This window comes from Rhodococcus sp. NPDC004095, from assembly GCF_053604015.1.
This window is the reverse complement of the sequence record NZ_JBSGGS010000013.1, coordinates 22,627-43,097: the sequence shown is the minus strand read 5'-3', so window position 1 is coordinate 43,097 and position 20,471 is coordinate 22,627. Positions and strand designations below refer to the sequence as shown.

17 protein-coding genes are annotated in these 20,471 nt (G+C 69.8%); 11 read left to right on the top strand and 6 right to left on the bottom strand.

Translation table 11 applies throughout. The features are described 5' to 3' along the window. The first annotated feature begins 45 nt into the window (after window positions 1-45). Window positions 46-1,680: an MFS transporter gene (locus ACWEPG_RS22710; RefSeq protein WP_452595405.1), complete on the top strand. Its 1,635-nt coding sequence runs from the start codon at window positions 46-48 to the stop codon at window positions 1,678-1,680. A 31-nt stretch (window positions 1,681-1,711) separates the two neighbouring features. On the opposite strand, the gene ACWEPG_RS22705 is transcribed toward ACWEPG_RS22710, so the two are convergent. Together ACWEPG_RS22705 and ACWEPG_RS22700 are read right to left on the bottom strand one after the other, a co-directional pair. Beyond that, the gene (locus tag ACWEPG_RS22705) at window positions 1,712-3,019 is read right to left on the bottom strand and encodes a lipase family protein (protein ID WP_452595404.1); all 1,308 of its coding nucleotides are present in this window, start codon (window positions 3,017-3,019) and stop codon (window positions 1,712-1,714) included. 168 nt (window positions 3,020-3,187) lie between these two features. Next, window positions 3,188-3,763 (bottom strand): hypothetical protein, encoded by a 576-nt coding sequence (locus ACWEPG_RS22700; RefSeq protein WP_452595403.1) that lies wholly within the window; start codon window positions 3,761-3,763, stop codon window positions 3,188-3,190. Between the two features lie 159 nt (window positions 3,764-3,922). On the opposite strand from ACWEPG_RS22700, the gene ACWEPG_RS22695 reads away from it, so the two are divergent. Then, window positions 3,923-4,339: a helix-turn-helix domain-containing protein gene (locus tag ACWEPG_RS22695; RefSeq protein WP_450132472.1), complete on the top strand. Its 417-nt coding sequence runs from the start codon at window positions 3,923-3,925 to the stop codon at window positions 4,337-4,339. A gap of 150 nt (window positions 4,340-4,489) precedes the next feature. Here the strand turns inward: ACWEPG_RS22695 and ACWEPG_RS22690 are convergent, their stop codons facing one another. The 3 genes from ACWEPG_RS22690 to ACWEPG_RS22680 all read right to left on the bottom strand — a co-directional run bounded on the left by ACWEPG_RS22690 (window position 4,490) and on the right by ACWEPG_RS22680 (window position 7,107). Next, a complete protein-coding gene (locus ACWEPG_RS22690; protein WP_452595402.1) occupies window positions 4,490-4,828 on the bottom strand; it encodes a hypothetical protein in 339 nt (112 codons plus the stop codon). A gap of 115 nt (window positions 4,829-4,943) precedes the next feature. Then, on the bottom strand, window positions 4,944-6,623 hold the full coding sequence (locus ACWEPG_RS22685) for a PHA/PHB synthase family protein (protein ID WP_452595401.1): 1,680 nt from the start codon (window positions 6,621-6,623) through the stop codon (window positions 4,944-4,946). Next, complete coding sequence (locus tag ACWEPG_RS22680) at window positions 6,616-7,107, bottom strand: MaoC family dehydratase (protein ID WP_452595400.1); 492 nt, start codon at window positions 7,105-7,107, stop codon at window positions 6,616-6,618. Before ACWEPG_RS22680 ends, ACWEPG_RS22685 begins: the two co-directional genes overlap by 8 nt. 555 nt (window positions 7,108-7,662) lie before the next feature. Here ACWEPG_RS22680 and ACWEPG_RS22675 point away from each other — a divergent pair. The 3 genes from ACWEPG_RS22675 (at window position 7,663) to ACWEPG_RS22665 (ending at window position 14,993) form a co-directional block, all read left to right on the top strand. Then, window positions 7,663-10,971 (top strand): error-prone DNA polymerase, encoded by a 3,309-nt coding sequence (locus tag ACWEPG_RS22675; RefSeq protein WP_452595399.1) that lies wholly within the window; start codon window positions 7,663-7,665, stop codon window positions 10,969-10,971. Between the two features lie 113 nt (window positions 10,972-11,084). Further along, entirely contained in the window at window positions 11,085-12,722 is a 1,638-nt protein-coding gene (locus tag ACWEPG_RS22670) for an FAD-dependent oxidoreductase (protein WP_452595398.1), read from the top strand. Window positions 12,723-12,815: 93 nt separating this feature from the next. Next, complete coding sequence (locus tag ACWEPG_RS22665) at window positions 12,816-14,993, top strand: MMPL family transporter (protein ID WP_452595397.1); 2,178 nt, start codon at window positions 12,816-12,818, stop codon at window positions 14,991-14,993. A 32-nt stretch (window positions 14,994-15,025) separates the two neighbouring features. On the opposite strand, the gene ACWEPG_RS22660 is transcribed toward ACWEPG_RS22665, so the two are convergent. Then, window positions 15,026-15,448, bottom strand: coding sequence for a hypothetical protein (locus ACWEPG_RS22660; RefSeq protein ID WP_452595396.1), 423 nt, complete (start codon window positions 15,446-15,448; stop codon window positions 15,026-15,028). Window positions 15,449-15,594: 146 nt separating this feature from the next. Here ACWEPG_RS22660 and ACWEPG_RS22655 point away from each other — a divergent pair, with 146 nt between their 5' ends. The 6 genes from ACWEPG_RS22655 to ACWEPG_RS22630 all read left to right on the top strand — a co-directional run bounded on the left by ACWEPG_RS22655 (window position 15,595) and on the right by ACWEPG_RS22630 (window position 20,471). Further along, on the top strand, window positions 15,595-15,864 hold the full coding sequence (locus ACWEPG_RS22655) for a metal-sensitive transcriptional regulator (RefSeq protein WP_450113463.1): 270 nt from the start codon (window positions 15,595-15,597) through the stop codon (window positions 15,862-15,864). A gap of 5 nt (window positions 15,865-15,869) precedes the next feature. Continuing rightward, complete coding sequence (locus ACWEPG_RS22650) at window positions 15,870-16,463, top strand: class I SAM-dependent methyltransferase (protein WP_452595395.1); 594 nt, start codon at window positions 15,870-15,872, stop codon at window positions 16,461-16,463. A gap of 47 nt (window positions 16,464-16,510) precedes the next feature. Beyond that, window positions 16,511-16,900 carry a DUF302 domain-containing protein gene (locus ACWEPG_RS22645; RefSeq protein ID WP_450113464.1) on the top strand — a complete coding sequence of 130 codons (390 nt, stop codon included), beginning with the start codon at window positions 16,511-16,513 and terminating at the stop codon, window positions 16,898-16,900. A 123-nt stretch (window positions 16,901-17,023) separates the two neighbouring features. Continuing rightward, complete coding sequence (locus tag ACWEPG_RS22640; RefSeq protein WP_452595394.1) at window positions 17,024-18,202, top strand: hypothetical protein; 1,179 nt, start codon at window positions 17,024-17,026, stop codon at window positions 18,200-18,202. Window positions 18,203-18,287: 85 nt separating this feature from the next. Then, window positions 18,288-19,181 (top strand): LysR family transcriptional regulator, encoded by an 894-nt coding sequence (locus ACWEPG_RS22635; RefSeq protein ID WP_450113466.1) that lies wholly within the window; start codon window positions 18,288-18,290, stop codon window positions 19,179-19,181. 495 nt (window positions 19,182-19,676) lie between these two features. After that, complete coding sequence (locus tag ACWEPG_RS22630; RefSeq protein ID WP_452595393.1) at window positions 19,677-20,471, top strand: class I SAM-dependent methyltransferase; 795 nt, start codon at window positions 19,677-19,679, stop codon at window positions 20,469-20,471.

The following is a 20,471-nucleotide window of genomic DNA, read 5'->3' as shown; positions in this document are numbered from 1 at the left end:
GGTTGAACACTCACATTGGCTGCATGATCTCCGAGGGGTGCACACATGGATACCGCCGACCAGCAGCCCCTCGTCGGGGAAGCACCTGAGAACACGGGCGAAGCTCTCCTCCGAGCGAGCTGGTTGCCACTGGCGCTGGTGTGTTTCACCGGTCTCGTCTCGGTCTTCAACGCATCGGTGCTGCCGATGGCGATCAGCGGGGTTGTCGAGGGCCTGGACACCACGATCTCGAACGTGCAGTTGGCGATCGTCGCGTATGGGGTGTTCGTGGCCGCCTTCACGGTCACGGGCGGCAAGATCAGCGGAGTCCTGGGTGCCAGGAACACCCAGCTGCTCGGCTTGACCGTCTACGCGGCCGGCATGCTGACCTGCTTTCTGGCACCGGCTGTCTCGGTGCTGATCGCCGGCGAAGCGGTCGCCGGCCTCGGCGGTGCTCTGCTGGTGCCCAACGCGCTGGCGATTCTCGGTCAGGCCTACTCGGGCACGCAGCGCACCGTTGCGGTGTCGATCCTGGCGGGCACCACCGGTATCGGTGCCGCGCTCGCGCTTCTGGCCGGTGGATTCCTCGTGCAGACCTGGGGCTGGCGGGCGCCCTTCCTGCTCCTGCTCGTCGTCATCGCGGGAACGATGGTCATCGCGCTCCGCGTCGTCCTTCCCCGAACGCCGTTCGCGGGCACCATCGACAAGACGAGCATCGCGCTGTCCGCCGTCGGTGTGCTCCTGCTGGTCGCCGCGATCAACCAGATCGGGTCGTGGGGCCTTCTCCTCGCCGCCGAGTCCGCGCCGGTGAGTGTGCTCGGCCTGTCACCCGTACTGGCGTTGCTGTTGCTCGGGGTCCTTGTCCTGCACGTGTTCGCGGCCCGCCAGCACTCCCTGCTCGACGACGGCCGGACGGCCCTGCTCGATCCCCAGGTCTGGGGGTCGGGGCTCAACCGCGCCTGCCTGAGTGGTCTGGTGGCGGTGAACCTGTTGATGGCCGGCGTGAGCTACCTGCTGCCGTTGTACACCCAGATGGTGCTGGGGAAGAGCCCGATGGGATCGGCTCTGATGCTGGTGCCGATCTCCCTGGCCGCGCTCGTCTCTGCCGCTGCCACACCGGTTTTGATGAGGCTGGTCGCGTGCCGCCGGCTGTTGACCGGTGCCCACGTGCTCGCGGCCGCGTCGGTGATCCTGCTGGCACTGACCATCTCGAACCAGTGGTCGGGCGGGTGGACCTGGCTCAGCGAGGTGTGCCTGGGTCTCGGTATCGGAGTCGGGTTGAGTGCGGGCAGTGCCCTTCTCATGGAGACCAGCCCGCCGTCGCTCTCCGGCGAGATCGGCAGCGCGCGGGGTATGGCGAACTTCCTCGGGCTCTGCACCGGCACCGCCGTCGCGGGGGCCGTACTGATGGCCGTGCTCGCCCAGTCCGCCTCGAACCGGGTCGCCGACGACCCGGATCTGCGGTCCGACAGCAGGATCGAGGTGACCACCAGTTCGGTCAGCTTCGTCGAGAACGACGACCTCCGCGGCCGTCTCGCCGGACTGGAGCTGACCTCGGCGCAGCTCGACCGGGCGGTGGGGATCAACGTCGAATCCAGACTGGTCGCCCTGCGCGCGAGCCTCTTCGTGCTCGGGCTGGCCGTACTGCTGCCGATCGTGACCTTCCGGCACCTGCCCGCTCGTCGGGAACAGGAGGAGTGAACGGCTTCGGCGGCAGCGCGCGCCGGGCCGATCAGGGTCGCGTCTCGAGGTCGTTCCCCGGCGCGATCGCGCCGCAGTCGGTGGGAGCGGGCAGCCCGGCGAAGCGGTCGCCCAGCCAGATGAATGCCTCCGGCGCCCAGGCGGCCATCGTGGGCACGTGGCTCAGCCCGTCGTACTGGGCGTACCGGATCTCGGTGTTGCCGGTGGCGCAGTACTGGCGGGCGAGGGCGCGCACGTCGCCCGCGACCATGACGCCGTCGCCGGGGCCGACGTTCGGCTTGTCGCCCGGGGTGCCTTCGATGACTCCGTTGGCGCCCTGGCCGATGAACATCGGAACCGTCGGGGTGGGGGCCTGGCCGAGGTTGACCTTGGCCGCCGCGGTCATGAACGGTTCGACGCTCGCCGGGTCCGCGTACTCGGGCTTGACCAGCTGCTGCCACGTCAGTCCGGGGTATTGGAAGAGGACGTTGGCGATCGACGCGTCCTGGATCCGGGTGAACAGCCGCTTGCCCTCGTCGTTGAGGTATTCGGAGAAGTCGATGTCGTAGGAGCGCGCGACACCGGCGATCGCCATCAATGCCACGCCGGACCAGCCGGTGCTGCCGCTGATGTAGGTCAGGTTGCGTGCGGGGTTGACGAGCACCCCGGCTTCGGCCGCGCCGACGAGGTTCTCGTTCACGTCGGGGGCGTAGTCGGGCGCCAGTGCGGCGGCCCAGTTGGTGGCGATGGCCCCACCGGAGTAGCCGAACAGTCCGACGCGGGTGCCGGCGTCGAGGCCCGTCTCGGTTGAGCGGGTGGCCGCGCGGATGGAGTCGAGGGTGTTCATGCCGTATTCGGGTCCGGCGGCGAAATCCGCGTTCTGGCCTTCGGTGTCGGCGACGATGACCGTGTACCCCTGGGCGAGGAGTACGGCGAGGAACTGGGCCTCCGAGGCGTTGACCGCGCCGCCGAAGGAGAAGTCCCCCGCGATCGCGCGCGACGGACTGTCGGCCGGGTTCATCGAGTCGTAGAACGATTGGTAGGCAACGGTCTTGGTTGGGTCGACGCCGGCGGGCGGCTTCAGCACCGAGGTGACGTTGGTGGTCGGTCGGCCCTGGGCGTCGGTCGTGCGGTACACGAGTTGGACCGCGGTGACCGGGGTGGGCAGGCTCGCGACGTGGTAGGGCATCGATCGGGTCGCAAGGACCGTGCCGGGTTCGATCGCGGCCAGGGGGGTGCCGTCGGTGTAGGTGTAGAAGGGGTCGGTCGTCGCCTGCGCAGCGGGAGCGATTCCTGCTGAGACGGCCATGGCCACCGATATGGCCGCCACCGCTCGTGCGACGGTCCGCGTCCTCGTCATCTGCACCTGTTCAACCTCCCCTGTGTGGACGTGACGGCTGTCACGTCGCGCGGGGAGATTACCGATCGGTAACCGGATCGACAAGAGCAAACTGGACAGATCCTGGTCGAGTGTCAGATGCGCGGGAGGGCCGAGCGAACCTGCCACCGCCACGGTGAGGGTGCTGGGTCAGGGCGAATCCGGCCCGCCGTCGGTGCCGGGGCGGCGGGGCCAGAGGAACCCGACCATGCCGGTGATCGCGAGGGTCAGTACTGCGGTGACGATCATCGTCCGGCCCACACCGGTGGAGAAGGCGTCCACGGCCGCGGCGGTGACGTGCTCGGCGAGGTCGGTGGGGAGGGAGGCGAGGGCGTCCGCGAAGGACGACGAGTCGACCAGAGCGCGGTGGGCCTGGTCGACGTCGTCAGGCGTCAGGCCCGCCGCGTCGATCGCCTCCCGGCTGCCGGCGACGGTGAATCCGCGGGCGAACGCGGTGAGCACCGCGACGCCGAGCGCCCCGCCGACCACGTCCCCGAACTTGCCGGCGGCGATCACCAGGGCGCCCGTCACGAGGCTGAACGCGTTGTTGGCCCACGACAGCGCGGACAGGTCCGCGCCGAAGTCGTCCGCGATCGTGGGGATCGCCACCCCGAGGTCGGCGAAGGCCAGCCACACCAGCCCCGCTGCGGAGCAGATCGCCGCGAGGGAGACCCAGCGCCGGCTCGGCGCCGTGTCCGGGGTGACGGTCCGGGTCTCGTCGGTCATTTCGTCGGCCCCCTCTGTCACGCGACGGCTGTCCGACAGTGTGCTCGCGGCATGGAGGCCGGCGGTTCACCCGGAAGGAGTGATCCGGGCCGGGTGGTCGGTTCGGCGGTCCTGATCGCAGGGCGAGCGGGCCTGCGGCGATTCAGTAGGGTGATGGGCATGGTGGACGACAGTCGGCTCCCGACCCTCGGCGAGCTGATCCGGCAGCAACGGGAGCTGGCGGCCGTCCCGATGCGCAAGTTCGCGGAGATGGTCGGGATCTCGAATCCCTATCTGTCCCAGATCGAACGCAACCTGCGCGAGCCCAGCGAACAGGTGCTCGACGCGATCGCCGAGCACCTGCACATGTCGGCGGACATGCTGACCGCGCAGGCGCGCCGTGACGACCCCGCCGCCGCGTCCGAGGTGATCGCCGCGATCCGTCGGGATCCCGATCTGACGAAGGCACAGCGGTCGGCACTCGAGGAGATGTACGGCACGTTCCGGGAGGTGACCGTCGCGAAGCGACGTCGCGGGGGATCGGCGAGCGACCGGACCGGGCCCACCGTCGGTGATCGGTCCGGTGACGACGCCTGATCTGCAACCGGATGCCGGTTTTTCATTGCAGTACAAGGTGATTGGCGGTTGCCGTTCGATCTCGCATCGCGTTTTCGGGGATGGTGATGCGCGTCGGCCCCAGGTGGTTCGGGTGAACCGGCCTGGGGTCGACGTGGTGATGCTGCCCGGCTATTTGAGGATCTCGCGGGCCGCGGTGGTAGCGGCCGTGCTGATGCCCTTGACCAGTGAGTTCTGCGCGTCCACGACCGCGCTGACCCAGTCCAGCCTGGTGGCGCCCGCGATCGACGTGTTGAAGTCGAGCACGGAGGCCACGGCCTTCTCGTAGGCGTCGATCGTGAGATTGCCGCTCAGTTTCGCGGCGTCGACGAACTTCTCGTTGAGTCCCTGCATCCGCTCGAGATTCTCGTCGAAGGACCTGGTGAGCGACTCGACGCCGTCGGTGACGACGTTCTTGGCGCCGGTGCCGGCGGTGTTCGCGTTCGTGCTCGTGGCGGTCTGTGTGGCCATGTGGATGTCTCCTCGGTGTCTCCGGGATGCGGTGCGCCCCGACTCTGATGTGTTCCTTGACGTACTCGGACGCCTTGTTAGCAAGTTAGCACGATGACTGCTAACGGTCGAGGGGTCAGCCGAAAACGTAGGTTCCCGGGGCGTCGCCGAGTGTCGGATGGGCGTCGCTGCCCATCGGCGGCGGCGCCTGCAACTCGCCGGCCCGAGCGCCGGCCCAGTCCGCCCAGTCCTCCCACCACGACACCGGGGTCCGCTCTGCGGACCCCCGCCACGATGTCGAATCCTCAGGAAGCGCCGCAGAATTCGACTCCGGTCCGCCGACCGATTCGATCCAGCACCGCTTCCCCGGCGGATTGACGATCCCGGCGATGTGCCCGCCGTTGGACAGCACATAGCGGACCCGGCCGCCGAAGAGCCGCGCGCCCGCGTACGACGAGGTCCACGGCACGATGTGGTCGTCGATCGCCCCGACGACGTACACGTCGCCTGTCATGTCGCCCAGGGAGATCGTGCGCCCCGCGATCTCGAACGTGCCCTCCGCCAAACGGTTCTCGCCGTAGAGGGTGCGTAGGTACGTGCTGTGCATCGTCGCCGGCATCCGGGTCGAGTCCTCGTTCCACGCCAGCAGGTCGAACGCCGGCGGCTCCTCGCCGAGCATCCAGCGGCTGATCCAGTACCGGAAGATCAAGTCGTCGGCACGCAGCAGGTCGAAGGTCAACGACATGTTCGCGCCGTCGAGGTAGCCGTCGGCGGCCATCAGCGTGTCGAGGGCCTCGCGGGACCGTTCGTCGGAGAGCAGGCCCAACTGGCCGGGCTCGGCGTAGTCGAGCAGGGTGTTCGCCAGTGTGAGCGTGCCCAGTCGCCGGTCGCCCGCGCCGGCGAGGTATGCCGCCGCGATCGACGCCATCGCGCCGCCGAGACACAGTCCGACGACGTCGACCTTCGGCGCGCCGGTGATCTCGCCGATCGCGTCCATCGCCGCTGCTGCCCCGTGCGTGAGGTAGTCGTCGAACGTTATCCCGCTCATCGACTCGTCGGGGTTGCGGTAGGAGATGAGGAACACCGTGCGGTGGTGCCGGATCGCCCACTCGACGAAGCTCCGGTCCGGCCCGATGTCCATGATGTAGTACTTGTTGATCCACGGCGGGCACGCCAACAGCGGCGTCGCGTACACCTGCTCGGTCTGCGGCGAGTACTGGATCAGCTCGATCAGGTCGTTGCGGTACACCACCTTGCCGGGGGTGACGGCCATGTTCTCCCCGACGGTGAAGGCGCCGTCGGGCACGCGCTTCGGCCGGCCGCCGCGCGTGACGACGTCCTCCACCAGGTACGACGCGCCGCGGGCCAGGCTCTTGCCGCCGGTGGTGATCGCCCGGGTGAGCACCTCGGGGTTGGTGATCGGATTGTTGGTGGGGGCGGCGGCGTCGAATAGCAATTGGACGAACTGGCGTGCCTTGGCCGTGGTGAACTCGTCGTCCGCGCCCGCGTCGACCAGGCTGTCGGCGTACGAGCGGGTGGCGAGGTACGACCGCAGCACGGAGTAGTACGCCGGGTTGTCCCGCCACGCCGGATTGCGGAAGCGGGCGTCGTCGGGCAGCGGGGAGACGTGCCGGGTTCCGATCGCGACGCACGCGGCCTCGGACGGGATCTGCGCCAGGTCCAGCGCGAACCGTCCGGTGGCGGCGGTGACTGCACCCGGGTTGCGCACGGCGCAGCGGGCGACCGACGCGGTCGACGAGAGCCAGCCGACGGGGTCGACATGGGCGGTGAACTGGCGTTTTGCAGACTCAAACATGGCCGCCTCCATTCAGGTAGCGCAGGACCATCTGGGCGACGCACACCGGTCGATCCACGCCGGTGGCGGTGAAGGTCAGGGTCGTGGCCAGCTGGTGGCCATCTGCGCACGGCGCCACCGACGTGATGTCGGCGACCGCGCTGACCCAGGAGCCGACCGGTACCGGCGCGGGGAAACGGACCTTGTCGAGCCCGTAGTTGATCACTTGGCCGGAGTCGGTGACCTCGAGCAGGTCGAAGAAGAGTTCGACCGCGAGCGAGAGGGTGAGGTAGCCGTGGGCGATCGTCGTTCCGTACGGTCCGACGGCGGCCCGCTCGGGATCGACGTGGATCCACTGGTGGTCGCCGGTGGCGGCGGCGAACTGGTTGATTCGGTCCTGGGTGACCAGGATCGGAGACGACGCCCCGAGTCGGGCGCCCGCGAGGCCGGGAAGGTTCGCCATCGTGACGGTGTGCGTCACCGGGCCGGTGGGTGTGGTGGTCATCGCATCCCCCTTGTACGCGGATTCGAGGTCCACTCGAATCCCAGGAAATTTCTCTGAGACTGCACTGTTGGTCTTTTTGATCGTGGACCGAGTCCGGGTCGATGGAAATTGTTACCCGGCGTCCGTGAATTAATGAAATTCACACCGATCGAGCCGGAGCATATAGCCGAATGGGTCGGCGTACACACCGGGGGTGGCTGTACTACCTGTACGAATGTCCAGGTAGTACAGGAACTTTCGGTGGGTGTGCCTTCGGGTGAGGTCGTGAATCGGGAGTCGGGTTTCGATATGGGATTGAACGGAACAATTCCTTCGGGAAACTACCGACGGGTAGATATTTGACCTACTTACCGGACAGTTGGAATTGGAATCACAGTAATTGTCCGAATTGGCCGGTATTGCAATTTCCGAATTCCGGTGCGAATGGCGAACGGGTGGCGGGTTGACGCACGTATCTGCCTGCGTGCAGTATAGAACACATGTTCGAAGCGTCTTCCCCGCTTCGGGCCTGCCGTCGGTGCTCTGTCGGCATGGTCGAAGCGGGAGGAGTGCGTGGTGGGGTGGAACAACGGGCCGCCGACCTGGTCGGAGATGGAACGGGTGCTCTCGGGGCGCTCGGGCCGCAACCCACCGGAGGCCATGTACCCCGGTGACGGCAGCGACAGCCCGGCATGGTCCCGCAAACGCGGTGTCTACCAGGCCGATCGCATCGTTTCGGAGGTCGGCCCGGTCGTGCCCTACGCGGAACTGCACGCGCACTCCGCGTTCAGCTTCCTCGACGGCGCCGGGCAGCCGGAGGAACTGGTGGAGGAGGCGGTTCGCCTCGGGCTCGAGGCGATCGCCCTGACCGACCACGACGGGCTCTACGGGGTGGTCCGGTTCGCGGAAGCCGCGAAGGAGCTGCGCGTGCGGACCGTCTTCGGTGCCGAGTTGTCGCTTCCGGCAACGGGTGCCGTGGCCGCGCCACCGCGCACCGGGATCCCGGACCCGGACGGCACCCACCTGCTGGTGCTGGCCCGCGGGCAGGAGGGCTACCGGCGGCTGTCCCGGCAGATCGCCGCCGCGCACCTGGCGGGCGGGCAGAAGGGCAATCCGCGCTACGACCTCGACACCCTGACCGAGGCCGCCGGTGGGCACTGGCAGATTCTCACCGGATGTCGCAAGGGTCACGTGCGTGCAGCGCTCGAGGCCGGCGGATTGTCCGCCGCCGAGGTCGAATTACGCTCACTGGTCGAGAGATTCGGCGCCGACCGGGTTGCGGTCGAGCTCACCGCGCAGGGGGTCGTCGAGGACGACGAACGCAACGCCGCGCTGGCCGAACTCGCTCACCGCTGCGGTCTGCCGGTCGTCGCGACCACCGCTGCCCACTTCGCCGCACCCGACCGGAGCCGTCTGGCGATGGCGATGGCCGCGGTCCGCGCCCGCCGGTCCCTCGACGAGGCCGCCGGCTGGCTCGCCCCCACCGGGGGTGCCCACCTGCGCTCCGGTGCCGAGATGACCCGGCTGTTCGCCGACCACCCGTCGGCGGTGCCGACGGCGGCCGAACTCGGCCGGGAGTGCGCGTTCGACCTCGCGCTCATCGCGCCGAAGCTGCCGCCGTTCGACGTGCCCGACGGGCACACCGAGGACACGTGGCTGCGGGAACTGACCATGGCAGGCGCCCGCCGCCGCTACGGCACCCCCGGCGAGCGGCCCGACGCCTACCGACAGATCGAGCACGAGCTGGGAATCGTTGCGCAACTGGGGTTCCCGGGATACTTCCTGGTGGTGCACGACATCGTCTCGTTCTGCAAGCGCAGCGACATCCTCTGTCAGGGTCGCGGCTCGGCGGCCAACTCGGCAGTCTGCTACGCCATCGGCATCACCAACGTGGACCCGGTCGGCAACAAACTGCTCTTCGAGCGGTTCCTGTCCCCGGAGCGGGACGGTCCGCCGGACATCGACGTCGACATCGAGTCGGACCGGCGCGAGGAGGCCATCCAGTACGTCTACAACCGGTACGGACGCGAGTACGCCGCGCAGGTCGCGAACGTCATCACCTATCGCGGCAAGATGGCGGTGCGGGACATGGCCCGCGCCCTCGGTTACTCGCAGGGCCAGCAGGACGCGTGGAGCAAACAGGTCAGCCGGTGGTCCGGCGTGAAGGACGAGACGGGAACCGACATCCCGCGGGCCGTTCTCGACCTGGCCGGTGAGATCGAGGGTTTCCCGAGGCATCTGGGTATCCACTCGGGAGGCATGGTGATCTGCGATCGGCCGATCGCGGACGTGTGCCCGGTCGAGTGGGCGCGGATGGAGAACCGCAGTGTCCTGCAGTGGGACAAGGACGACTGCGCGGCGGTCGGGCTGGTCAAGTTCGACCTGCTCGGCCTCGGCATGCTCTCCGCACTGCACTACATGATCGACCTGGTTGCCGAGCACAAGGGCGTCGAGGTGGACCTGGCGCATCTGGACCTGTCCGAGGCGGCGGTCTACGAGATGCTGTGCCGCGCCGACTCGGTGGGTGTGTTCCAGGTGGAGTCGCGGGCCCAGATGGCGACGCTGCCGCGTCTGAAGCCGCGCACGTTCTACGACCTGGTGGTGGAGGTGGCGCTGATCCGGCCCGGTCCGATTCAGGGCGGCTCGGTGCATCCCTACATCCGGCGGCGCAACGGCCGCGAACCCGTCACCTACGACCACCCCAGCCTGGAGCACTCGCTCGAACGGACCCTCGGGGTGCCGCTGTTCCAGGAACAGTTGATGCAGATGGCCGTCGACGTCGCCGGGTTCACCGCCGCGGAGGCGGATCGGTTGCGGCGGGCAATGGGCTCGAAACGGTCCCCGCAGAAGATGGAGCGGCTCAAGGGTCGGCTGTACGAGGGCATGCGGGAGTTGCACGGCATCACCGGCGAGGTCGCCGACCGGATCTACGAGAAGCTGTACGCCTTCGCGAATTTCGGTTTCCCCGAAAGTCATTCGCAGTCGTTCGCCTCGTTGGTGTTCTACTCTGCGTGGTTCAAGCTGCACCACCCCGCCGCGTTCTGCGCCGGTCTGCTGCGCGCGCAGCCGATGGGCTTCTACTCGCCGCAGTCGCTGGTCGCCGACGCCCGTAGGCACGGTGTGGTGGTGCACGGCCCGGACGTGAACTTCAGCCTCGCCTACGCGGGCCTGGAGCAAGGCGGCACCGAGGTCCGGCTGGGGCTCGGTGAGGTGCGGCACATCGGATCCGCGCTGGCGGAGAAGATCGTCGCCGCCCGAGTGGAGGGCGGCCCGTTCGCCTCGCTGCTCGACCTGACCGGCCGGGTGGAACTGACCACCGCGCAGGCGGAGTCGCTGGCCACGGCGGGCGCGCTCGCCGGTTTCGCCGGGACCCGCAGGCAGGCGCTGTGGGCGGCCGGGGCCGCGGCGGGGGAGCGGCCCGACCGGCTGCCGGGTACCGGGGCCTCGGTGACCGCGCCGACGCTGCCCGGGATGAGCGACATGGAACTGGCGGCTGCCGACGTGTGGGCGACCGGGGTCTCGCCGGACTCGTACCCGACCCAGTTCCTGCGGCCGCAACTCGACGCGCTGGGGGTGGTCCCGGCGTCGCGGCTGCTTTCGGTGCCGGATGGGGACCGGGTGCTGGTCGGCGGGGCGGTCACGCACCGGCAGCGGCCCGCGACCGCGGCGGGCGTCACCTTCATCAACCTCGAGGACGAGACCGGAATGGTCAACGTCGTCTGCTCGGTGGGGCTGTGGGCGCGGTACCGCACCCTCGCGCACACCGCGCCGGCGCTGCTGGTGCGTGGTCGGGTGCAGAACGCGGAGGGTGCGGTGACGGTGGTCGCGGACCGGCTGCAGCGGATGGACCTGCGGATGGCCGGAAGGTCCCGTGACTTCCGCTGACGCCGGCGTGACCCGCGCCACCCCCGTGCGTTGTGGGGAACAGGGCCCGCCGCACTCTGGTTCAGATACCCCAGGGGGTATGCTTGCCTCTGGATCCGAGGAAGGGAGTCGACGTGAAGGTCGTCATCGTGGGTGGCGTCGCCGGCGGAATGTCCGCCGCGACCAGGCTGCGCCGGCTGAACGAGGACGCGCAGATCGTGGTGTTCGAGCGGGGAGCGCACGTCTCGTTCGCCAACTGCGGCCTGCCGTACTACGCGGGCGGGGTGATCGAGGACCGTGAGGCGCTGTTGCTGCAGACGCCAGAGTCCCTCGCCGCCCGGTTCGAGCTCGACGTGCGCGTGCGCACCGAGGTGACCGCGATCGACCCCGCCGCGCGCACCGTCACGGTGCGCGACCTGGCCACCGGCGCCGAGACGGTCGAGTCGTACGACGAACTCGTCCTCAGCCCCGGCGCGAACCCGATCGTCCCGGACATTGCCGGTGTCGAGCGCGCGCTGGTGCTGCGTGACGTCGACGACGTGGACCGCCTCGTCGGCGCGCTCGATTCGACCGCGCGGACGGCCGTGATCGTCGGGGCCGGCTTCATCGGGGTGGAGCTGGCCGAGAACCTGCGCCGCCGCGGCCTCGACGTCACGGTCGTCGAACTCGCCGACCAGGTGCTCGCGCCGCTCGACCCGGAGATGGCCGCGCCCGTCGCGGACGAGTTGCGTGCCAACGGGGTTCGGATCGAACTCGGCACCCAGGTCACCTCGATCGGTGCCGGCGACGTCACCCTGGCCGACGGTCGGGTCCTCCCGGCCGAGGTGGTTGTGATGGCGATCGGCGTGCGCCCCGAATCCGGGCTCGCGGTCGCGGCGGGCATCGAGATCGGTCCCCGTGGCGGCATCGCCGTCGACGAGCGGATGCGCACCTCCGCCGAGCATGTCTACGCGGTCGGGGACGCGGTCGAGAAGATCGACGCCGTGTCCGGTCAGCCCGGCCTGGTTCCGCTGGCCAACCCGGCGAACCGGCAGGGCCGGCTGGTCGCGGACGTGATCTCCGGGCTGCCGGTGCGTCCGCGTCCCGTCGTCGGCACCGCGATCGTCGGCGTGTTCTCGCTGATGGCCGCCGCGGTCGGCTGGAACGAGAAGCGCCTGCGTGCCGCGGAACGGCCGTACCGGGCGATCCACACGCACCCCCAGTCGCATGCCGGGTACTACCCGGGCGCCCAGGGCATGTCCCTGAAGCTGCTCGTCGATCCGGACACCGACACGATCCTCGGCGCCCAGGGTGTCGGCGGGGAGGGTGTGGACAAGCGCATCGACGTGATCGCGACCGCGATGGTCGGCGGCATCACCGCGTCCGAACTCGCCGACCTGGAACTCGCATACGCGCCGCAGTTCGGCTCCGCGAAGGATCCGGTGAACATGCTCGGTTACATCGCAGACAACCTGCGGAGCGGGACCGCCGCGACGGTCCAGTGGCACGAGTTGCCCGCTGCGCTGGACGCAGGCGCCGCGCTCGTCGACGTTCGCACGCCCGAGGAGTTCGCGGCCGGGTCGATCCCCGGTGCCGTCAACATCGAACTCGACGCGCTGCGGGGGCGGGTGGGCGAGCTGCCCGCCGGTGAGATTGTCGTGACCTGTCAGGTCGGCCAGCGCGGGCACACCGCGGCCCGCATCCTGCGCCAGCTCGGTCGCGACGTCCGCAACCTGGACGGCGGGTACCGCACCTGGAGTGCCGGGCGCGCTCACGCCGACGTTCTCGTCTGACCCACCCCTTTCGGGAAAACCCCCGGTCTCCGGGGGTTTTCTCGGGCCACTCATATACCCCCACCCGTATTTACGAGAAGGACGTTCAATGCCATGACCACCACCGACACCGACAAGCACGCCCCGCCGGAGCAGGTGCACGGCCTGATGGCGCGACTCGGCGCCACGATGGCCGACCGCTTCAAACTCGTCGTCATCGCCTGGATCGCCGTCGTCGTCGCGCTGGGCGCCGCCGCGCCCAGCGTGTTCAGCTCGCTCGCCGGCGCCGGCTGGCAGGCCGACGGCTCCGAGTCCGTCCAGGTCCGTGAGCTCGCGCAGCAGCACTTCGGCGGCACCGGATCCGACGCCCTTCAGGTCGTCGTGCACTCCGAGACACACACCGTGGACGACCCCGAGATGGCCGCCGCGATCGCCGGCGTCACCGACGTCCTGAACGCGGACTCCCGGATCTCCGAAGTCGTACCGCCGCAGCCGGGCATGACGATCAGTCCCGACGGGCGCACTGCGATCGTGCTCGGTGGTGCGGGCGCCGACCCGAACACGATGGTCACCGCCGCGGGCGACCTCGCCGACCCGCTGGCCGCTGTCGCCACCGGAACATCACCCGAGGCTTCGCCCGAGGACGTCGGCATCGAGATCCACCCCACCGGTGCGTCGGCGCTGTGGAGCGACTTCAACGCCGCCAACCACGACGCGATGATCAAGGCCGAGTTGTTCTCCTGGCCGGTCACCCTCGCGATCATGGTGCTCGCGTTCGGCTCCCTGGTCGCAGCGGGTCTGCCGCTGCTGCTGACGATGGCCGGTCTGGTCGCGTCGGCGGGCGCGCTGGTGCTGCTGAACGAGCTCACTCCGATCTCGGTGTGGGCGATGAACTTCGCGATGATGTTCGCCCTCGCGCTCGGCATCGACTACGCGCTGTTCCTGGTCGTCCGCTTCCGGGACGCGCTGCGTAACGGCGCGAGCTCCCGGATGGCCGTCGCCGAGACGATGGCGACCGCGGGCAAGGCGGTGCTGCTGTCCGGCTTGACGGTGCTCGTCAGCCTGTCGGCGGTGCTGCTGGTGCCCGCCCCAGCGGTGCGCACCATGGCGGTCGGCATCATGCTGGCCGTGGTGTTCGTGCTCGCCGCGACGCTGACCCTGCTGCCCGCGGTGCTGGGCAAGCTGGGCGGCAAGGTGAACAAGGGGGCGCTGCCGTACGCGAAGCGTCAGGAGCACCGGTCGCCGGTGTTCTCCCGCTGGGGTGCGCTGGTGAACCGTCGGCCGTGGCCGCTCGCCATCGGCGCGCTGATCGTCCTGGTGTTGCTCTCGATCCCGGTGTTCGGCCTGAAGGTGGCCATGCCGTCGATCCAGGTCGTGCCCGAGGACGCCGCCGTGCGGCAGGGCTACGAGATCGTGCAGGAACAGATGGGTGCAGGCGTGCCCGGCACGCTGCAGATCGTCGCGAACGCACAGGACGCCGACGAGGTGGCGCGGGTCGCCGCCGCCACCGAGGGCGTCGCGATGGTGAGCCCGGCGATGCCTGCGGCCGACGACTCCGGCCTGGTGCTGCTTCAGGCGGTGCCGGACGTCGACCCGTCCGACCCCGCGCTGGCAGGCACGCTGGACCGGCTGCGGGCGGACCTGCCCGAATCGGCAGTGGTCGGTGGTGCCCCCGCCGAGAACCTCGACCTGCAGCAGGCGCTGAACGACTACCTGCCGATCGTGATGGCGGTGATCCTGGTCCTGGGCTTCCTGTTGCTGCTGATCGCGCTGCGTGCGCCGCTGGTGGCGCTGATGGGGACGGTCGTCAGCCTGCTGTCCACCGGTGCCGCGTTCGGAGTGGCGAAGCTGATCTTCCAGGACGGTCACGGCGCGGGCCTGCTCGGCTTCGAGCCCCAGGGCTTCCTCGACGGATGGGGGCCGGTGTTCTTCTTCGCGATGATCTTCGCGATCGCGATGGACTACACGGTGTTCCTGCTCTCGACCGTCAAGGAGCACTACGAGCGCACCGGTGACGCCGCGGCCGCACAGGTCGAGGGCATGGCGCACTCGGGACGGGTCATCTTCGCGGCCGCTGCGGTGATGGTCGGCGTGTTCTTCAGTTTCGCGCTCGCCGAGCCGCTGCCGCCCAAGGAGATGGGCATCATCCTCGGCGTCGCGGTGCTGCTCGACGCGGTCCTGGTCCGGCTGGTGCTGCTGCCCGCGCTGCTGCGCATCACCGGCCGTGCCGCCTGGTGGTCACCGGCGTGGCTGCGTCGCCTGCTGCCCGAGATCAGCTTCTCGCACGGCTGAGTTCGCGGTCGGTTCGATGGACGGCTGCGCCGTCAGTGCTCCGGATCGGGCTCGACGTCCGCGTCCGATCCGGAGCCGGCGTCGGTGTCGGGTTCGGTGTCGAGGGCGCTGACCGCGATGCCGTACGGCAGGAACCGGACGCGCCGGTGGGAGTCGGTGTTGCTCTTGTTCGCGCGCAGCGCGTCGAGTTCGGTGGCGTACACCTGCTCGACCGTCGCGGCACCGTCGTCGCCGACGACGAAGACCGCCCAGACCCCGTCGGCGGCCGGTCGGCTGTCCTTCCGGCGTGGATAGGTCGCCGTCCACCCGGGGCCGCTCGACCGCACCGTCTCGAACCCGGCTTCACCGAGAAGGTTGCCGAACTTGTCGAAGGCGTCGCGCAGTCCCGCCCCCACCTCACGGGCCAGCCGGTCGAGGTCCTCGGGATCGAATCCGAAGGGCCGGTTCTCGCTCATGGCGTCACTCCTGATGTTCTGGCGGTGGTGCCACCAGTGTGGGCCCGATCACCCGGTAGTGCCAGGAGTTTCACCCAACCCCTTCCAGATACCCCGAGGGGTACCCTGGGGGCAACAGACATCCGAAAAGAAAGTGCAGGTGTCCCATGACCGGAGACGAGGAGAGCATCGCACAGGTGCTGAACCGGCTGCGCCGGGCGCAGGGGCAGCTCGCGGGCGTGATCTCGATGATCGAGAACGGTCGCGACTGCAAGGACGTGGTCACCCAGCTCGCCGCGGTGTCGCGGGCGCTGGACCGGGCCGGGTTCAAGATCGTGGCGACCGGACTGCGGGACTGCCTCGAGGGCACGAACCGGGAGAACCAGGAGCCGATGACCGAGGCGGAGCTCGAGAAGCTCTTCCTCGCGCTGGCGTGACGGGGATGGACGCCGCGGCCTGGGACGAGCGCTACCGGGACCGGCCCGACCCGTGGGGCAGCGAACCCGCGGAGACGATCCGGCAGCGCCTCGCCGGCGCGGCACCCGGCCGCGCAGTGGACCTGGCCTGCGGCGACGGCCGGCACGCCCGGTGGCTGGACCGCCACGGGTGGACGGTCACCGCCGTCGACCACTCCGCGGTCGCCATCGAACAGGCCCGTGACAAGGACACCGACGGCCGGATCGACTGGCAGGTCGGTGACGTCACCGACTGGGCGCCTGCCGGCCCGGTAGACCTGGTGCTGCTGAGCTTCCTGCACCTGCCGATCGCGCTGTTGCGGGAGCTGATCGCGGCCGCTGCCGGGTGGCTGGCCCCCGGCGGCAGGCTGGTGTACCTGGGGCATTCCGCCGAGAACTACCACCGCGGCGTCGGCGGCCCGCCCGACCCGGCGATCCTGCCCGGAATCGCCGACCTCGCGGCCGCCGCCGAGGGCCTGCGGGTCCACGCGCTCGAACACGTGCTGCGCCCCCAGGGCGACGGCACCGCCGTCGACATCCTGCTCGACGCCTCGCCGTGGGAGTTGCCACCGCACCGGTGAACCGGCACGGCACACCGGCCATCGCACCAACGAAAGGACGACAAGACATGGAACTCGGCATCGGAGCCACCCTCGCCACGGACTTCGACGACGCGGTCGCACGCACCCGGGCCGCCCTGCAGGAGCAGGGGTTCGGCGTGCTGACCGAGATAGACATGCAGGCCACCCTCAAGGCGAAGGTCGGTGCCGAGCTCGACCGGTACCTGATCCTCGGCGCGTGCAATCCGGGCCTGGCGAACCGGGCCGTCGGCATCGACCCGCAGATCGGTCTGCTGTTGCCGTGCAACGTGGTCGTGCGCGCGAACGGCGACGGCGTGGTCGTCGAGGCGATGAACCCCCAGCTGATGGTCGAGGTCACCGGCAATCCGCAGCTCGCGGTCGTCGCGGACGAGGCGGCTGGATTGCTGCGGGCGGCGATCGGTTCCCTCGACGCCTGACGGTCGACGGGCCGCGTGGCGAGATCGTCGGCGCGGCAGGATGTGTCCCGAATGACGGTGTGGTGAGGAGAGGCCCGCCGAGCGCGTAGATTGCTCTCTGTTCGTCACCCGAATGGAGTACGCATGTCTGTGGGAATTGGGGTCAGGATCGGCAGCCTGGTGTCGACACTGGTGGTCGCGTCGAATGAGCCGGGCACCCCAGATCCGATCGTCATCGTCCGGGACACCGTGCTCTACGTCGGCTCCAACAGTGAGGTGGTCCTCGGCGGCGGAGATCCGCCGGAGGGCAGCACGTTCGTCAGCACGGTCTCGGGTTTCGTTGCCCGCGTCGGAGATCCGGAGGGGGTGGCCGCCAGCGACGGCACCCGATACCGCGCCGAGGACGTGGTGGCCTCCGCCATGCGCGCCCTGGTGCGTGAGTGCGAACCGCTGCCCACCTTCGGCGGCCGCGACGGCGGCGCTCCCGCGGTGGTCGCCTCCTACCCGTCGATGTGGGAGGCCGACCTCGTCGCCGATCTGCGCAACTCGCTGAACTACGCGGGCCTGAACGAGATTTCACTCGTCTCGGATGCGGAGGCGGCGTGCGCCTGGTTCGAGTCCGAGGTCGCGGAGAAGCCCGGCCAGTTGATCGGCAGCTACCACGTCGACGATGCGGGCGCGACGGTCACGCTGGTCCGCTCGGGGGTCTCGAGCGGCCGGTCGTTCCGGTTCGCCGCCGGTCGTGGATCGTCGCCGACCGCGCAGTTGTCCACGGCACTGGGCGCATTCGGCTGGTTGCCGTCGAACCTCGATGCGGTGGTGGTCACCGCCGACGGACTGGTCGCCCGCGACGACGTCGCGTTGCGCGGAGTCGCGGACGCGCTCGCCGGGAAGTTCGGCGTGCACGTCGTCGTCGGTCCCGGACCCGAACAGGCCGCGGCACTCGGTGCCGCGATCCTCGCGGCCGGATTCCGCAGCTCGACCCGGCCGAACAAGCCGATCGGGCTGCCGCCCTCCTACGACGTCACCGAGGTGCTCACCGCGATCCGCGGGCCGCTGCTGCCACCCGAGGTCACCGCCGGCGAGACGGTGACCCCGAGCGAGGCGGCGGTGGCGGTCGACGGTGGGGAGCCGGTCGTGGAGGCGGAGTCGACGGTGGTGACCGTCGAGCCGGCGCCCGAGCCCGAGACCGAGGTGCAGGCCGAGTCGGCGTCCACCCCGGACGGGGTGGGGGGATCGCTCGGCCGGGTCGTGCTGTGGCTGATCGTCGGCCTCGCGGTGTTCGCCCTCGTCGCGGCCGTGGTGGTGTTCTTCGCGCTCTGACCGGGCGTTCCTCGCAACGGGAGTGTGGTCGGCTCGCGCTTGTCACCTCACAACCCGTGTTTGTCGCCCGGGTATCCTGGCGCCCATGCCGCTCTCGCCCCGGGTCCCCGAACTGGCTGCTCTCGATGTCCTGGTATCCGTTGCGCGGCTGGGCAGCATGGGTGCGGCCGGTCGTGAACACGGCCTCAGTCAGCAGGCCGTCAGCGCCCGGGTGCGCTCGGCCGAGCGGCAGCTCGGCATCAAGGTGTTCGATCGCGCCACCACCGGCGTGACCCCCACCTACGAGGGTGGTCTCGTGCTCGAGTGGGCGACGGGAACACTCACCGCCGCAGAGCATCTCGCCTCCGGCATCTCCGCGCTGAGAGGGGAACGGGAGGCGAACCTGACCGTCGCCGCGAGCATGACCATCGCCGAGTACCTGGTGCCGGGGTGGACCGTCACCATGCGCCGCAAGAACCCGAACGTGGTGACGTCGGTGCGGTTGCTCAACTCAACCGACGTGGCCATCCAGGTGCTCGCCGGCGACGCCGACCTCGGGTTCGTCGAGGGGCCCGAGGTGCCCGCCGGTCTCGACTCGCGCGAAGTCGCCCGCGACGAACTGGTGGTCGTGGTTCCGCCCGGCCACCCCTGGGCGAGGTCCGGTCCGATCGCCCCGGCCGAGCTCGCCCGCACCCCGCTGATCCAGCGCGAGTTCGGGTCCGGTACCCGCACGACATTGGAGAAGGCGGTCCCCGGCTGCGTGGCCCCGCTGCTCGAACTGACGTCCTGCACCGCGGTCAAGGCCGCCGTCGTCGCCGGGAACGCGCCCGCGGTGGTGTCGTCGCTGGCGGTTGCCGCCGACCTGAACGATGGCCGCCTCGTCGCCGTCGAACTGCAGGGCCTGCGGATTCCACGACGGTTGCAGGCGGTGTGGGACCGCGACCGCGGGCTGCGCGGTTCGGCCCGCGAGTTCCTCGACATCGCTGCGGGCGCGCGGTGAGCGTCACCCGGTGATTCGCGCACGGCGAGTCCAATTCTTCCCGCCGAGGTGACGGCGGGTCATCCTGATCGGGTGTACCGGTCCGATGCGTTTGAACTCGTCACAGCCGAACGTCAGGGCTTCTGCCCGTCGTGCGCGCACCCGGCGTGCACGACGGGCCCGGGTCGAATTGCCCGACTGATCGGGCTCCGTCCGGCACCGGCGCGCTGCGCGGAGATCCTGATGATCGATCACGCCGCGTCGTGTGCCATGTACTGCCAGTGCCGGGATCCGTTCCACGGCGCCTGACGGACGCGCCCGGTGGGGTCGGACTCCGCTCGTGACCTCGTCGGGATCCGCGGCCAGGTCGTACAGCTCGCGGTGGGCGCGGGGTTCGAGGTGGTTCCTGCCCAGCGCCGCCCGCGCCGCGCAGCTACCCGGCCACACCGTGCGGGCCTGCGGTCGCGGCGCAGAATCCTCGGTGGGCTCGACCGAAACGCTCGTATGCTGGCTCACGTGCCCGCGTGGGAGGGTCGCGACTACGCCGAGGTGAGTGCGCTGCAACGCACGCTCGCCGGGCAGGCGCTGGCTCACCTCGCCCTGGACGGTGACGAGCGGCTCCTCGACGTCGGCTGCGGGGACGGGTACGTCACCCTCGAACTCGCCCGGCGGCTACCCCGCGGATCGGTGGTGGGGGTGGACGCGTCGCCCCGGATGGTCGAGACGGCGGCGCGCAGGCCGGTGCCGGACGGCACCTCGGTGCGGTTCCTGACCGCCGACGCCCGCGACCTGCCGTTCGTCGGCGAGTTCGACGTCGTGGTCTCGTTCAATGCGTTGCACTGGGTGCCCGACCAGCGGCGGGCGCTGGCGGCCGTTGCCCGGACGCTGCGGACCGGCGGGCGTGCGGTGGTGCAACTGGTGTGCGCGAGCGAACGTCCCGGCGTCGAGGATGTCGAGATGGACGTGACCCGACGGGCCGAGTGGGCCGCGGAGTTCGCCGGTTTCGTCGCCCCGTACGTGCACCCCGACCCCGAGTCGTACTCCGCGCTCGCCGAATCCGCGGGGTTGACGGTGACCGGCCTGCGCACGTGGGACATGCAGTGGGACTTCGGTTCTCGTGCGGACTTCACGCGTTGGTGCACCGTCGGATCCACCGACTGGACGGGTCGTCTCGCCCCGGACCGGGCGGATCGGTTCATGGCCGAGGTGGTCGCGGCCTACGAGGAGGTCGCAGGCGGGCCGGGGCTGTTCCGGTTCACCCAGATGCGGGTGGAGATGCGCCGAGCGGGGGACGGTGATCGCCGGCCGTGA